The organism is Microbacterium immunditiarum (assembly GCF_013409785.1).
In the GTDB taxonomy this organism is placed as follows: domain Bacteria; phylum Actinomycetota; class Actinomycetes; order Actinomycetales; family Microbacteriaceae; genus Microbacterium; species Microbacterium immunditiarum.
The window spans coordinates 576,066-589,436 of sequence record NZ_JACCBV010000001.1; the positions used below are offsets into that span (position 1 = coordinate 576,066).

11 protein-coding genes and 1 pseudogene are annotated in these 13,371 nt (G+C 69.5%); 4 read left to right on the forward strand and 8 right to left on the reverse strand.

Annotated elements, in window-relative coordinates; all coding sequences use genetic code 11:
- The first annotated feature begins 19 nt into the window (after positions 1-19).
- Together BJ991_RS02675 and BJ991_RS02680 are read left to right on the forward strand one after the other, a co-directional pair.
- Positions 20-427 (forward strand): GlcG/HbpS family heme-binding protein, encoded by a 408-nt coding sequence (locus BJ991_RS02675; protein ID WP_179487223.1) that lies wholly within the window; start codon positions 20-22, stop codon positions 425-427.
- A 7-nt stretch (positions 428-434) separates the two neighbouring features.
- Positions 435-1,199 carry an SDR family NAD(P)-dependent oxidoreductase gene (locus BJ991_RS02680; protein ID WP_179487225.1) on the forward strand — a complete coding sequence of 255 codons (765 nt, stop codon included), beginning with the start codon at positions 435-437 and terminating at the stop codon, positions 1,197-1,199.
- 48 nt (positions 1,200-1,247) lie between these two features.
- On the opposite strand, the gene BJ991_RS02685 is transcribed toward BJ991_RS02680, so the two are convergent.
- Positions 1,248-2,225 carry an SMP-30/gluconolactonase/LRE family protein gene (locus BJ991_RS02685; protein ID WP_218852844.1) on the reverse strand — a complete coding sequence of 326 codons (978 nt, stop codon included), beginning with the start codon at positions 2,223-2,225 and terminating at the stop codon, positions 1,248-1,250.
- Positions 2,226-2,300: 75 nt separating this feature from the next.
- Here BJ991_RS02685 and BJ991_RS02690 point away from each other — a divergent pair, with 75 nt between their 5' ends.
- Entirely contained in the window at positions 2,301-3,347 is a 1,047-nt protein-coding gene (locus tag BJ991_RS02690) for an LLM class flavin-dependent oxidoreductase (protein WP_179487227.1), read from the forward strand.
- Here BJ991_RS02690 and BJ991_RS02695 read toward each other — a convergent pair whose 3' ends face one another.
- Positions 3,348-4,049: an FCD domain-containing protein gene (locus tag BJ991_RS02695; protein ID WP_218852845.1), complete on the reverse strand. Its 702-nt coding sequence runs from the start codon at positions 4,047-4,049 to the stop codon at positions 3,348-3,350. It lies immediately after the preceding gene.
- Between the two features lie 229 nt (positions 4,050-4,278).
- Positions 4,279-4,572, reverse strand: a pseudogene (locus BJ991_RS02700) (acyl-CoA dehydrogenase family protein); the annotation flags it as partial.
- A 73-nt stretch (positions 4,573-4,645) separates the two neighbouring features.
- On the opposite strand from BJ991_RS02700, the gene BJ991_RS02705 reads away from it, so the two are divergent.
- Positions 4,646-5,854, forward strand: coding sequence for a hypothetical protein (locus BJ991_RS02705; RefSeq protein WP_179487233.1), 1,209 nt, complete (start codon positions 4,646-4,648; stop codon positions 5,852-5,854).
- Between the two features lie 150 nt (positions 5,855-6,004).
- Here the strand turns inward: BJ991_RS02705 and BJ991_RS02710 are convergent, their stop codons facing one another.
- The 5 genes from BJ991_RS02710 to BJ991_RS02730 form a co-directional block, all read right to left on the reverse strand.
- Positions 6,005-7,666 (reverse strand): ABC transporter ATP-binding protein, encoded by a 1,662-nt coding sequence (locus BJ991_RS02710; RefSeq protein WP_179487235.1) that lies wholly within the window; start codon positions 7,664-7,666, stop codon positions 6,005-6,007.
- On the reverse strand, positions 7,666-8,658 hold the full coding sequence (locus BJ991_RS02715; RefSeq protein ID WP_179487237.1) for an ABC transporter permease: 993 nt from the start codon (positions 8,656-8,658) through the stop codon (positions 7,666-7,668). The genes BJ991_RS02710 and BJ991_RS02715 overlap by 1 nt, the downstream gene beginning before the upstream one ends.
- A 1-nt stretch (position 8,659) precedes the next feature.
- On the reverse strand, positions 8,660-9,751 hold the full coding sequence (locus BJ991_RS02720) for an ABC transporter permease (protein ID WP_179487239.1): 1,092 nt from the start codon (positions 9,749-9,751) through the stop codon (positions 8,660-8,662).
- A 125-nt stretch (positions 9,752-9,876) separates the two neighbouring features.
- The gene (locus tag BJ991_RS02725) at positions 9,877-11,511 is read right to left on the reverse strand and encodes an ABC transporter substrate-binding protein (RefSeq protein ID WP_179487241.1); all 1,635 of its coding nucleotides are present in this window, start codon (positions 11,509-11,511) and stop codon (positions 9,877-9,879) included.
- A 121-nt stretch (positions 11,512-11,632) separates the two neighbouring features.
- Positions 11,633-13,060 (reverse strand): CCA tRNA nucleotidyltransferase, encoded by a 1,428-nt coding sequence (locus BJ991_RS02730; RefSeq protein WP_179487243.1) that lies wholly within the window; start codon positions 13,058-13,060, stop codon positions 11,633-11,635.
- Positions 13,061-13,371: the final 311 nt, after the last annotated feature.

The following is a 13,371-nucleotide window of genomic DNA, read 5'->3' on the forward strand; positions in this document are numbered from 1 at the left end:
CATCCACAGGAGGAGACCCATGACAGACATCGACTACGAGCGGGCGCGGAAGATCGTCGACGCCGCCCTCGAGCGCTCCCGCGAGATCGGGGTGCCGATGAGCGTCGCGGTCGTCGACCGCACTCGCGAGCTCGTGGCCTTCGCCCGCATGGGCGGCGCACCGATCTTCACCGCGAGGGTGGCGACCGCGAAGGCGTTCACCGCCGTCTCGCTCGGGACGCCGACGCACGTGACGCAGCAGTTCACGCCGTCGGGCGGTCCGTTCTACGGCCTCGAGGCGATCGGCGGCGGTGTGATCTCCACCATCCCCGGCGGGATCCCGCTCGTCGAGGACGGCGAGGTGAGCGGGGCCGTGGGCGCCTCGGGCGGTTCCGCGGAAGAAGACCTCGACGTAGCCGAGTACGCGGCACGAGCACTTGGAGAGTGATGTGACGATGGCGAGTGATCGCTTCAAGGGAAAGAGGATCCTGCTCACCGGATGCGTGGCGAACATCGGCCGCGCCACGGCCGAGCGCCTGGCGAGCGAAGGCGGGTCGCTGTTCCTGGTGGACATCGACCCGCGCGTGAGCGAGACGGCCGAGGCGGTGCGTGCGCTCGGCGCCCGCGTCGACTGCGGGATCGCGGATGTCTCGGACCCCGACGCCGTCAAGGCGGCGACCGACTCCGCGGCGGAGTTCCTCGGCGGAATCGACGTGATCGTCAACAACGCGGGCATCCAGCGCAGCGGCGTGGTGGAGGAGTTCTCGTTCGAGGACTGGGACGCCACGCTGCGGATCAACGCGGGCTCGGTGTTCCTCTTCGCCAAGTACGGCCTGCCCCACCTGAAGGCGGCCGGCGGCGGCGCCATTGTGAACACCGCCTCGATCGCGGGGACGCACGGAGGACCACCGAGCCTCTCGGCGTACTCGGCGTCGAAGGGCGCGATCGTGATGTTCACGAAGGTGCTCGCGAAAGAGGTCGGGCGGTTGAACATCCGCGCGAACGCGATCGCACCCGGCTGGGTCGACACGGCCTTCAACGATCCCGTCATCGAGTTCCTGGGCGGGCAGTCGGCCGTCGACCGCGACGTGGAGATGAACGTCCCGCTCGGCCGCCAAGGACGCCCGGAGGAGATCGCCGCCGGCATCGCGTTCCTGGCATCCGATGACGCCTCGTACATGACGGGTCAGGCGCTCGTCGTCAACGGCGGAGCCGGCTGACCCCGCACAGAGCTCATGCGGCCCTGATCGCGCGACCCGAGGGCGCGGTCAGGGCCGCTGCACTCCGCGGACGTTCACGAAGACGGCGTAGAGCGACGTCGTCGCCGTCATGTAGAGGCGGTTGCGCTTCGGGCCTCCGAAGGTGAGGTTCGCGCATGCCTCCGGGAGCCGGATCTTGCCGAGCAGATCGCCCTCGGGCGAGATGCAGTGCACGCCGTCGCCGGCGCCGACCCACACCCGCCCACCGTCGTCCACGCGCAGCCCGTCCGGGATGCCGGGGGAGATCTCGGCGAGGACCTCGCCGCCCGTGAGCCGTCCGTCCTCGCGGACGTCGAAGACGCGGATGTGATGCGGCCCGTCCGGATCGGGCAGGAGGCCCGAGTCGGCGACGTACAGCTTGGACTCGTCCGGCGAGAACGCGAGTCCGTTCGGCTTCCAGAAGTCGTCCGCCACGATGGTCATCGTGCCGTCGGGCGCGATGCGGAACACGTTGCAGGTGGCCTGCTCCTGCGGCTCGCGGTTGCCGACGAAGTCGGAGAGGAGGCCGTACGTCGGGTCGGTGAACCAGATGCTGCCGTCCGCGCTGACCACGGCGTCGTTGGGCGAGTTAAGGCGCCTCCCCTCGAACGAGTCGGCGACGACGGTCACCGAGCCGTCGTACTCGGTGCGGATGACCCGCCGCGCACCCTGCTCGCACGTGATCAGGCGTCCGGTGCGATCGCGCGTGTTGCCGTTCGCGTTGCCCGTGACCGGGCGGAAGAGCGAGACCTGTCCGGTCACCTCGTCGTAGCGGAGCATCCGTCGATTCGGAATGTCGCTGAACAGCAGCTGCTGCAGCTCCGCGAAGTAGACCGGGCCTTCTGCCCACCGGCACCCGGTGTACAGCACCTCGAGCTGGGAGACGAGATCGATGCAGTCCCCGAACCGCGGATCGAGGGACTCGTAGATCGGCACGCCGCCGGGAAGCTCGAACATCGTCGAGCCGGCGCCCTCGGGCCCGGCGGGCGCAATTCCCACATCGAACATCAGCGTTCTCCCCTTTTGGTATGGTGATCATACAATCTTCCGCCTAGCGTCGTAAGACGCGGAACCCGGGGAACCATGGACATCGGCGTCGCATTTCCCGCATCGACCACGCAGCACGAGGCGATCTCGCTCGCCGAATCCCTCGGCTACACGCACGCGTGGCTCGACGACTCGCACATGCTCTTCGCCGACCCCTACGTGAGCCTCGCGCTCGCCGCCGAGCGCACCAGTTCCATCCGGCTCGGGGTCGGCGTCACCAACCCGAGCACCCGCATCGCCCCGGTCACGGCGAACGCGATCGCCACGGTGAACCGACTGGCGCCCGGACGCGTGATCCTGGGAATCGGCACGGGCAACACCGCGCTGCGGGTGATGGGCCTGCCGCCCGCCCGGATCGGCGACCTCGGCGGGTACGTCGACGTGGTGCGCGGGCTGCTCACCGGCGCGGGCGCGCGATACGTCGCGGCCGGCCGCGAGAACCACATCTCCTTCGCCGCCGCCGACGCCGGGTGGATCGATATCAGCACGCCCGTGCCGATCTGGGTGGCGGGAAGCGGACCGCGTGCCCTCGAGCTCGCCGGAGAGCGTGGCGACGGGGTCATCCTCTTCGGGACCGTCGACCCGGACCTGATCCGGCTCGCCATGGACCGCGTCCGGCGCGGCGCCGAGCGCGCCGGTCGCCGCATCGAGGATGTGCCCGTCATGACGATGACGACTTTCTGCCTCCTCGACGACGGCGAGAGCGTCCTGAGCGATCGGGTCATCCGGCGGACGGGTCCGTTCGTCTCGTCGTGCGCGAACATCCTGGCACTGTCGAATCCGGATGCCTCGGTGCTGCCCGAGCACCTCCGCGACGACGCGCGCGCGTTCCGCGAGATCTTCCAGAAGCCGGCGTCCGACGACGAATCCGCCTACTCGAACTACGCGACCGGGCTGCGCCCGGATGTCGTGCCCCTGCTCACCGAGCGGCTGATCCGCGCGACGACGCTCACCGGCACGGCGGCGGAGATCCGCGCGAGTCTCACGGCGATGGAGGACGCCGGAGTCGGGTACGTCTCGATCCGCCCGGTCGAGGACGTCCCCGAGACGATCAGGTCGTTCGCCGAGGTCGCGCTGGGCTGATCACTCGTCGACGGAGATCGCCGCGAGCGCGGTCTTGGCGGCGTTCTGCACGTGCTCGATGCTCAGGCGCGAAGCCTCCTCGACGTCGCGACGCTCGATCGCGTCGACGATCGCGGTGATCTCCCGCACGGCTTCGGCGGGACGCCCGGATGCGCCGAGCGACGCCGCCCGCAGCGTCCGCACGCGGGCCTGGACCGTAACGAGCACCTGCCGCAGCACGGCACTGCCGGCGCCCTCGATGAGGATCTCGTAGTAGTCGTCCTTCGCCCGCAGCATTCCGGGGGTGTCGTCCGGTGCCGCCGCGATGAGCTTCTGCATCTCGTCGACGGCGTGCCGCAGCCGTGCGACCTGCTCGGGCGTGGCCCGCTCGACGAACTTCGCCACGGTGAGGGACTCGAGGTGTGCGCGCACGTCGTACAGGTCCGCCGCCTCCTCGGGCGACGGCGCGGCGACGATCGCCCCCTTCTGCGGGATGACGGTGACCAGGCCCTCCGCTGCGAGGTCGCGAAGCGCCTCGCGGATCGTCGTGCGCGAGACCGCGAACCGGTCGATCAGCTCGCGCTCCACGAGCCGCTGGCCGGGCCGCAGATGGAAGTCGAGAATCGCACTCCGCATCGCCGCGATGACCTGCTCGCGAAGCGGTGCCGTCACACGGCCGATCGGTGCGGGCTCCCAGCCGTCCGCGCGTTCCTGGATGCTCACCGTTGAACTCTTCTCCTCGTCGATTCGTACATTGTATGATCGTGACTCAAAATTTCGGGCCTCGAGGGCGCCGGACACACCGGCGTGAACGCCGGCCTCTCCGCCATGAGTGTCACCGGAACCCCGCGATCCCCGTGAGGTGCTGACCGAGCAGGAGCGTGTGCACCTCATCGGTTCCCTCGTAGGTTCGCACGGACTCGAGGTTCGCCGCGTGCCGGATCGGCGAGTTCTCGAGCGCGGCGAGCCCGTAGTCGACCGCGCTGGCGCCGGGGCATCCGTGTCCTTCGATCGTCATGCCGAGCACGCCGAGCCGTCCGAGCTCCGGGACGAGGTCGGCGGGGAACACCGCCCGGTCGAACCAGTCCGCGATGTGGGGGCGGATCTCCGCGTCGACGAACGCCCGCACTCGGTCGCGCACGGCGCGCTCCTCGGCGGTGAGCAGGGCGTCGATTCCGAGGATGTCGGATGCCGCGCGCAGCGCGTCGAGGTCATCGGGGTCTCTCGCGGAGTCGTTCGCGGGCATGGTGCGCCTCCTGCGCGTCGTGCGGAGCGGGTGTGATCCGATCCTGCCGCACACGACCCGGTACCGTGTCGGCATGAGTTCGCCGATCCCGTTCGACGCCCGACCCCTCACCGAACCGGTCGACCGGGCGGCCGTCGCGCAGTTCGCGCGGACTCTGCGCCAATCCGGACGCGTCGGCAGCGGCTTCTCCGGATCGGCGATCGTGCTCGTCGTGGTCGTGTCGGTCTTCTTCGTGATGTTCGGAGGCGTCGTGGTCGGCGTCTTCACGACGGTGTTCGCCGCGCTGGCCTCGGCCGGTGACGCGGGCCTGGCGGCGCTGCTGCCGATGGCCCTGCCGCTCGTCTTGATCGGGATCGTCGCCATGGTGCTCGTCGTGTCTGCCGTGCTCGGGCCGCGCAAGCGCCGCGAGCGCTGGTACCGGCTCGACCGCTTCGCGGGAGCGAACGGCATGACGTTCGAGCCGCAGCACGCGGCGCCACCGCTGCCGGGCATGATCTTCTCGATCGGCACCTCCCGCGTCGCCACAGACCTCGTACGCGGCACCCGTCCGCGGTTCGTCGAGTTCGCGAACTACCAGTACGTGACCGGCTCGGGCAAGAACCGCACCACGCATAACTGGGGCTACGTCGCGGTGAAGCTCGACGTGCCGCTCCCCCATATCGTGCTCGACGCGACGGGCAACAACTCCGTCTTCGGATCGAATCTGCCCGCCGCCTACAAGGCGACCCAGCGGCTGAGCCTCGAGGGCGACTTCGACCGCCACTTCTCGCTCTACTGCCCTGAGGGCTACGAGCGCGACGCGCTGTACCTGTTCACGCCCGACATCATGGCGCGGTTCATCGACAACGCGGCGGCGCTCGACGTCGAGATCGTCGACGACTGGCTCTTCCTCTACGCGAAGCGCCCGCTGTCGACGCTCGACGCGGCGACGTGGGCGTGGCTCTTCTCGGCCGTCGGTGCGCTGCTCGACAAGTTCGCGCAGTGGGCGCGCTGGCGCGACGACAGATTGAGGGCGGATGCCGCGGCCCACGCTGCGGCGCGAAGCGGTTTCGCGGCGAGCGGCTCGGACGCTGGCGCGCACGCGCTCACCGCCGCGGCCGATTCGGTGCCGTTCGCCGTCCCGCACCAGGTGCTCACGCCTCCGCCGCCCGGCGTCGCCCCGCAAGGACGCCGACTGAGACAGCGGGCGTCGCTCGCGTGGATCCTGATCGTCGGGGTGCTCGTCTTCTGGTTCGTGATGCAGATCGCCGGCGGAGGCCTGTTCGGCAGTCTTCTCCGCTGACCTGGCCCACGCGCCGACTCGCTGCGCTCGCTCCGCGACCGGGAGGGCGCCGAGATCGCGCGAATGACGGTCGAAGGAGGCTTCCGGACACGATCCGCGCATTTTCGACGCCCCTGACGATGCGCAGGCGCGAGGTGCCCCGCGATCGGATCAGTGCCCGAACGCCTCCCGCCACTCCGCGCGACGCGCGGCCTGCTCGATCGGGTCGGGGACGGGAAGCGACGCGATGAGGCGACGCGTGTACGCGTCCTCCGGGGTGCCGAGCACACGCGACGTCGGCCCTGCCTCGGCGATACGCCCGTGGTGCAGCACCACGATGCTGTGTGCGAGGAGGTCAACGACGGCGAGGTCGTGCGTGATGAACAGCGTGGCGAAGCCGAAGCGCTCCTGCAGTTCGCCGAAGAGGTCGAGCACGCGGGCCTGCACCGACACGTCGAGCGCGCTCGTCGGCTCGTCCGCGATCAGCAGCTTCGGGTCGAGGGCGAGCGCCCGCGCGAGCGAGGCGCGCTGACGCTGACCGCCGGAGAGCTCGTGCGGGAAGCGGTCGCCGAACGACCCGCCGAGCTGCACCGCGTCGAGCAGCTCGTCGACGCGGCCGCGTGCGGCCGTGGCATCCGTCGCCTTTCCGTGCACGACCAGCGGCTCGGCGACGTTCTGCGCGATCGTCAGGAGCGGGTTGAAGCTCGTCGCGGGATCCTGGAAGACGAAGCCGAGCTCGCTGCGGCGCTTGCGGAACTCCCGCTCCTTGACGCCGTTCATCTCGACGCCGAGCACGCGCAGCGAGCCGTCCGCGACCGGCGTGAGGCCCGCGATCGCGCGCCCGATCGTGGTCTTGCCCGAGCCGCTCTCGCCCACGAGTCCGAGCACTTCGCCGGAACGGATCGAGAAGCTCACGCGGTCGACGGCACGGAACGCCGAGCGACCGAACCGGCCGGCGTACTCGATCACGAGATCGGTCGCCTGCACGACCGGCTCGCCCGCGGCCTCTTCGGCCGACAGCGTGCGGTCGGCGATCTCCAGGCGCGGCACGGCCGCGAGCAGGCGTTTCGTGTACTCGTGCTGCGGTGCGGCGAAGATCTCCCCGACCGGCGCGGTCTCGACGACCTCTCCCTCGAGCATCACGGCGACGCGGTCGGCGAGGTCGGCAACCACGCCCATGTTGTGCGTGATGAGCACGATCGCAGTGCCGTACTGGTCGCGAAGGTCCCGCAGCAGGTCGAGGATCTCGGCCTGCACCGTCACGTCGAGCGCGGTGGTCGGCTCGTCGGCGATGATCACCGTAGGGTCGAGCGCGAGCGCCATCGCGATGACGATGCGCTGCTTCTGCCCCCCCGAGAACTGGTGCGGGTAGTCGTTGACGCGCCGGTCCGGGTCGGGGATGCCGACGCGGCCCAGCATCTCGACGGCCTTGGCCCTCGCCTCGGCCTTCGAGTACTGGCCGTGTGCGCGCAGGCCCTCGGCAAGCTGCCAGCCGACCGTGAAGACCGGGTTGAGCGCGGTCGACGGCTCCTGGAAGATCATCGCCGCCTTCGAGCCGCGCACCTCGCGCAGCTCCTTCTTGTCGAGCTTGGCGACGTCGGTGCCGTCGAGGATGACGGCGCCGCCGACCGTGGCGGTCTCGGGAAGGAGGCCGAGGATCGTGCGCGACGTCACGGTCTTGCCGCTGCCGGACTCGCCCACGATCGCGAGCACCTCGCCGCTTCGCACGTCGAGCGAGACCCCGCGCACGGCGCGGACGTCGCCCGCGTCGGTCGCGAAAGTGACGTCGAGGTCGCGGATCTCGACCGCGACGGAGTCGGATGCCACGGCCATCACTCCACCTCTCCCATGAACTCGCGCGCCACGGGCTGGCTCGCGGCCACCGCGTCGGCCGGCGTCTGCTTCGCGGCGCGGCGGCGTGCGCGAAGGCGCGGGTCGGCCAGGTCGTTGAGGCTCTCGCCGATGAGTGTGACGCCGAGGATCGCGAGCACGATCGCTGTTCCCGGCGGGATAGCCGTCCACCAGATGCCGGCCGACACGTCGCCGATCGACTCCTTGAGGTCATAGCCCCACTCGGCCGCGGCGGTGGGCTCGATGCCGAAGCCGAGGAAGCCGAGGGCGGCCAGAGTCGCGATCGCCTCCGACGCGTTGAGGGTCACGATGAGCGGGAGTGAGCGCGTCGAGTTGCGCAGCACGTGGCGGAACATGATGCGCCAGGTGCTCGCGCCGATGACCTTGGCCGACTCCACGAAGGCTTCGGACTTCACTCGCACGACCTCGGCACGGACCACTCGCAGATACTGCGGGATGAACACCACGGTGATCGCGATCGCCGCCGAGAGCACGCCCGGCACGAGACCGGACTGGCCGCCGCTCACCGCGATCGCCGCGACGATCGCGAGCAGGAGCGACGGGAACGAGTAGATCGCGTCGGCGATGACGACGAGCACGCGGTCGAGCCACCCTCCGATGTATCCGGAGATGAGACCCAGCAGGATGCCGATGAACACCGACAGCGCGATCGCGACGACGACGACGAACAACGCGGTCTGGGCACCCCAGATGGTGCGCGAGAGCACGTCATAGCCGCCGACCGTCGTGCCGAGCAGGTGCTCGGGGCTCGGCGGCTGCTGCGCGCCGAACAGGCCGTCTGGACCGCGCAGCTGGTTGTAACTGTACGGCGCGAGCCACGGCGCGAGAATCGCGACGAGAAGGAAGACGGCGGTGAGCACGAGGCCCGCCACGAGCATGCCCCGCTGCAGGCCGACACTCTGACGAAGCTGGTGGACGACGGGGAGCCGGTCGAAGAACGAGCGCTTGGCCATGTCAGTACCTCACCCTCGGATCGAGGAAGGCGGCTATCACATCGACGATGAAGTTCGTCACGGCGACGATGATCGCGATCATCACGACGATGGCCTGCACCGCGACGAAGTCGCGCGCGGCGAGGTAGCGGGCGAGCTGGAATCCGATGCCCTGCCACTCGAAGGTGGTTTCGGTGAGCACCGCACCCGCGAGCAGGATCGCGACCTGCAACCCGATCACGGTCACGATCGGGATGAGCGCGGGCTTGTACGCGTGCTTGCGGACGAGGCGGAACTCACTCACGCCGCGCGAGCGCGCCGCGTCGACGTACGGCATGTTGAACGTGCCGATGACGTTCGTGCGCACGAGCCGCAGGAAGACTCCGGCGATCGCGAGCCCGAGCGTCATGGCGGGCAGCACCGCGTGCGACAGCACGTCCTGCACGTAGGCGGGATTCCCCGACGCGATCGCATCGATGAGGTAGATGCCCGTGCCGCCGCTGCGATTGAGGGCGATCTCGGTGCGCACGTTCGCGCGTCCGCTCACGGGGAACCAGCCGAGCCACACCGAGAAGATGAGCTTCGCGACCAGGCCGGCGAAGAACACCGGGGTCGCATAGAAGAGGATGGCGCCGACGCGGAGCGCGGCATCCGGCGCCTTGTCGCGCTTGGCGGCGGCGACCAGACCGAGCGGGATGCCGACGATGAACGCGACGATCAGCGCGTACACGGCGAGCTCGAGAGTGGCCGTGCCGTACCGGACGAGCACGTCGATGACCGGCTGGCGATCGGTGAGGGTCGTCCCGAAGTCGCCCGTGAAGATCTGCCCGAGGTACTCGATGTACTGGATGATGATCGGCCGGTCGAAGCCCGCCTCGCGGATGCGCTCCGCGAGCTGGTCGGCGGGGAGTCGTCCGCCGAGCGCGGCCGTGATCGGGTCTCCGGTGAGGCGGATCATGAAGAACACGACCGTGACGAGGATCGCTACCGTCACGAAGATGAGGAGGAACCGCGTGAGGAGGTAGCGCCCGAGCTTGCCTCCTCCCGACTTCGACCGCGATGCGGCCAGCAGGGGCGGCGGCTGATCGACGGGTGCGACCTCGCTCGTGGTCATGGGATGGAGCCTATCTATCGGAGAACGCGGAGAAAGGGGCGGATGCCTCGGCCGTCAAGCGCCTCGGCCCGCATGGCGATGGGGCGGCCCGGCGAGCGGACCGCCCCATCGACTGCACCGCGGCCTTACTTGTTGATCGGGGCGAAGCGGAGCTTGAACGACGCGTCGAGGATGACCCCGTCGACGTCGGTGCCCGCGACGGCCACCTGAGCACCCTGGAGCAGCGGCACCGTCGAGAGCAGCTCGGCGACGCGCGACTGGATGTCCTCGATCTGCTGCTGACGCGTGGCGGGGTCGGTCTCGACCGCCTGCGCCAGGATGAGCTCCTCGGTCTGGGCGTCGCTGAAGTGGTTGCCCAGGAAGTTCTCCGTGAGGAAGAACGGCGTGAGGTAGTTGTCGGCGTCCGAGTAGTCCGGGAACCAGCCGAGCTGGTAGGCCGGGTAGACGTCCGACGTGCGGTCCTCGGAGTACTGGACCCACTCGGTCGACTTGAGGTCGACGGTGAACAGGCCGCTCTCCTCGAGCTGCGACTTCACGAGCGCGTACTCGTCACCCGACGACGGGCCGTAGTGGTCGGGGCTGTACTGCAGGCTGAGCGCGACGGGCGTCTCGACGCCGGCCGCCTCGAGGCGGGCCGCGGCCTTCTCGGCATCCGGGCCGCCGTTGCCGTCGCCGTACAGCGGCTTGAGCGCCTCGATCGCACCCGTGAAGCCCTCGGGAACGTACGAGTACAGCGGCGTGTAGGTGCCCTTGTAAACCTGCTCCGAGATCTCCGAGCGGTCGACGAGGTCGGCGAGCGCCTGACGCACCGCGAGCGCCTTGGCGGGGTCGGCCTCAGGAGTCGTCGCGCCGTACGGCTGCGTGTTGAAGTTGAACACGATGTAGCGGATCTCGCCGCCGGGGCCGTCGATCACCTGGACGTTGTCGTTGCCGCTGAGGTCTTCGACGTCGGTCGCTGACAGGCTGCGGTACGCCACGTCGACGTCGCCCTCCTGGACTGCGAGCTTCAGGTTCGACGACTCGGCGAAGTACTGCAGGATGACGCCGCTGTTCTCAGGAGCGTCGAGCAGACCCTGGTAGTTCTCGTTCGGGGTGAACTCGACGGACTTGTTGAAGTCCCACGAGGTGATCGAGTAGGGGCCGCCGAAGGCGTTCGCGTCGACGATGTCCTGGTCGGGGGTGAGCGAGTCGGCCGAGAAGACCTCGTCGTCGACGATCGCACCCGGGAAGCTTGTCAGGATGAACGGGAAGACCTGGTCGTTCGCCGACTTGAGCTTGAAGACGACCGTCGTCTCGTCGGGCGTCTCGATGCTGTCGAGGTTGTACAGCAGGCTGGACGCGCCGTTCGGGTCGGCGATCGCGATGTTGCGCTCGAACGAGAACTTGACGTCCGACGACGTGAGGTCGTTGCCGTTGGCCCACTTGAGACCCTCGGGCAGGGTGACGGTGTACTCGGTCTCGGACGTGAACTCCGCCGACTCGGCGAGGTCGGGCACGACCTCGGTGCTGTTGTAGTCGGTGTTGACGAGGTACGGGAAGACCTGGGTCTGGACCGCGAGCGAGCCGTTGTCGTACGAGCCGGCCGGGTCGAGCGTGGTGACCTTGTCGGTGGTGCCGACGATGATCGGCTCACCCGATGCGTCGCCGTCGCCGCCGTTGCCGCCGCCACCGCCGGCGCAGCCGGCGAGGAGGATGGCCGAGGCGCCGAGCGCCCCGATCGCGAGGCCGAGACGGCCGCGCGCGCTGTGATGCAGTGACATTCTGTACACCTCTGCTGATTGGGGACGACCGCGCGGGGTAGGCGCGGTTCACCCGCAATCCTCTCTCCGACCAGGCGTATCCGGAAATCCGGTGAAGAATTCGTAACCAGACTGAAACCGATCAGCCGCGCGAGGCCCACCACTCCCGAAGGCGCCGCTCCGCCTCTTCCTCGCCCACGAGTCCCTCGTCGAGGCGCAGGTCCAAAAGGAACCGATACGCCTCTCCGACTTCGCGGCCCGGCTTGATGCCGAGCGCCTCTTGTATGCGGTTGCCGTCGAGCTCGGGACGCATCGCGTCGAGCTGCTCCTGGGCGGCGAGCTCGGCGATCCGGCGCTCGATGTCGTCATACGCCGTGGCGAGTCGTGCGGCCTTCCGGCGGTTGCGCGTCGTCACGTCGGCGCGCGTCAGGATGTGCAGCCGTTCCAGCTCCGGACCCGCGTCGCGCACGTAGCGCCGCACCGCGGAGTCCGTCCACGCCCCCTCGGCATAGCCGAAGAAGCGGAGGTGCAGCTCGATGAGCCGCGCCACCGAGTTGATCGTGCCGGTGTCGAAGCGCAGCGCCTGCAGACGCTTGCGCGCCATGCGCGCGCCCTTGAGGTCGTGGTGGTAGAACGTCACGCCGCCGCCCGGCTCGAGCCGGCGGGTCGCGGGCTTGCCGATGTCGTGCAGCAGCGCCGCCAGGCGCAGGGCCACGTCGGGCGCAGCATCCGGATTCCTCGACTTCTCCAGCTCGATCGCCTGCCGCAGCACGGTGAGCGTGTGCTCGTACACGTCCTTGTGGTGGTGGTGCTCGTCGACCTCGAGGCGCAACGCCGGGAACTCGGGGAGGAACTCGTCGATGAGGCGGGTCTCGACGAGGATCCGGATGCCGCGCACCGGGTCGTCGGTCTGCAGCAGTCGCACGAGCTCGGCCCGCACGCGCTCGGGGCTCACGATCGAGAGCGTCTGACGCAGGTCGGCGATCGCCGCCTCGGTGTCGGGGTCGACCGCGAAACGCAGCTGCGACGCGAAGCGGGCGGCGCGGAGCATCCGCAGCGGATCGTCGCCGAAGCTGACCGCGGGATCGGCGGGCGGGCGCAGTCGCCCTGCGACGAGGTCTTCGACGCCTCCGGTGGGGTCGACGAGCGTGCGCCCGGGGACCCGCAGCGCCATCGCGTTCACGGTGAAGTCGCGCCGCACGAGGTCGCTCTCGAGGGCGTCGCCGAACTCCACCGTCGGCTTGCGCGTCACGCCGTCGTAGCTGTCGGCGCGGAAGGTCGTGATCTCGACCTGCTCGCCCTTGACGCGCGCGCCGATGGTGCCGAAGTCACGGCCGATGTCCCAGTGCGCGGAGCTGATCGGCTTCACCACGCGAAGGATGTCGTCGGGCCGCGCGTCGGTCGTGAAGTCGAGGTCGTGCACGTCGCGGCCGAGGAGCGCGTCGCGCACGGGACCGCCGACGATCGCCAGCTCGAACCCCGCGTCGGCGAACGCACGACCGAGCGCTGCGACCACGGGAGACTCGGCGAGCGCGCCGAGGCGCGCGATGCCCTCGGCCATGTTGAGCATGGGATCGAGCCTACCGAGCCGGCTGCGCCGCTCCGAGACGCCGCCGCCGCCGACGGGATGCCCGTCACCGTCGGGTCGGCTTCCGGCCCGTCGGCGGCGTGGTCTATTGCTCCCGCACCCCCGCGCCCTTCCCAGGAAAGCGCCGCACCCTCTCGACTCCCCAGTACGAGATGCGACGCTTTTTCGGCGGCCGAATCGGCGCGCCTGAGCCGAGATACTGCCGTGGTTCGGGACCCCGCGTCAATGCCCGTCCTATAAAGGTTTGATCACATCCGTCGGGTGCGATCGGCGGCGCATCCGGATATGTCGGC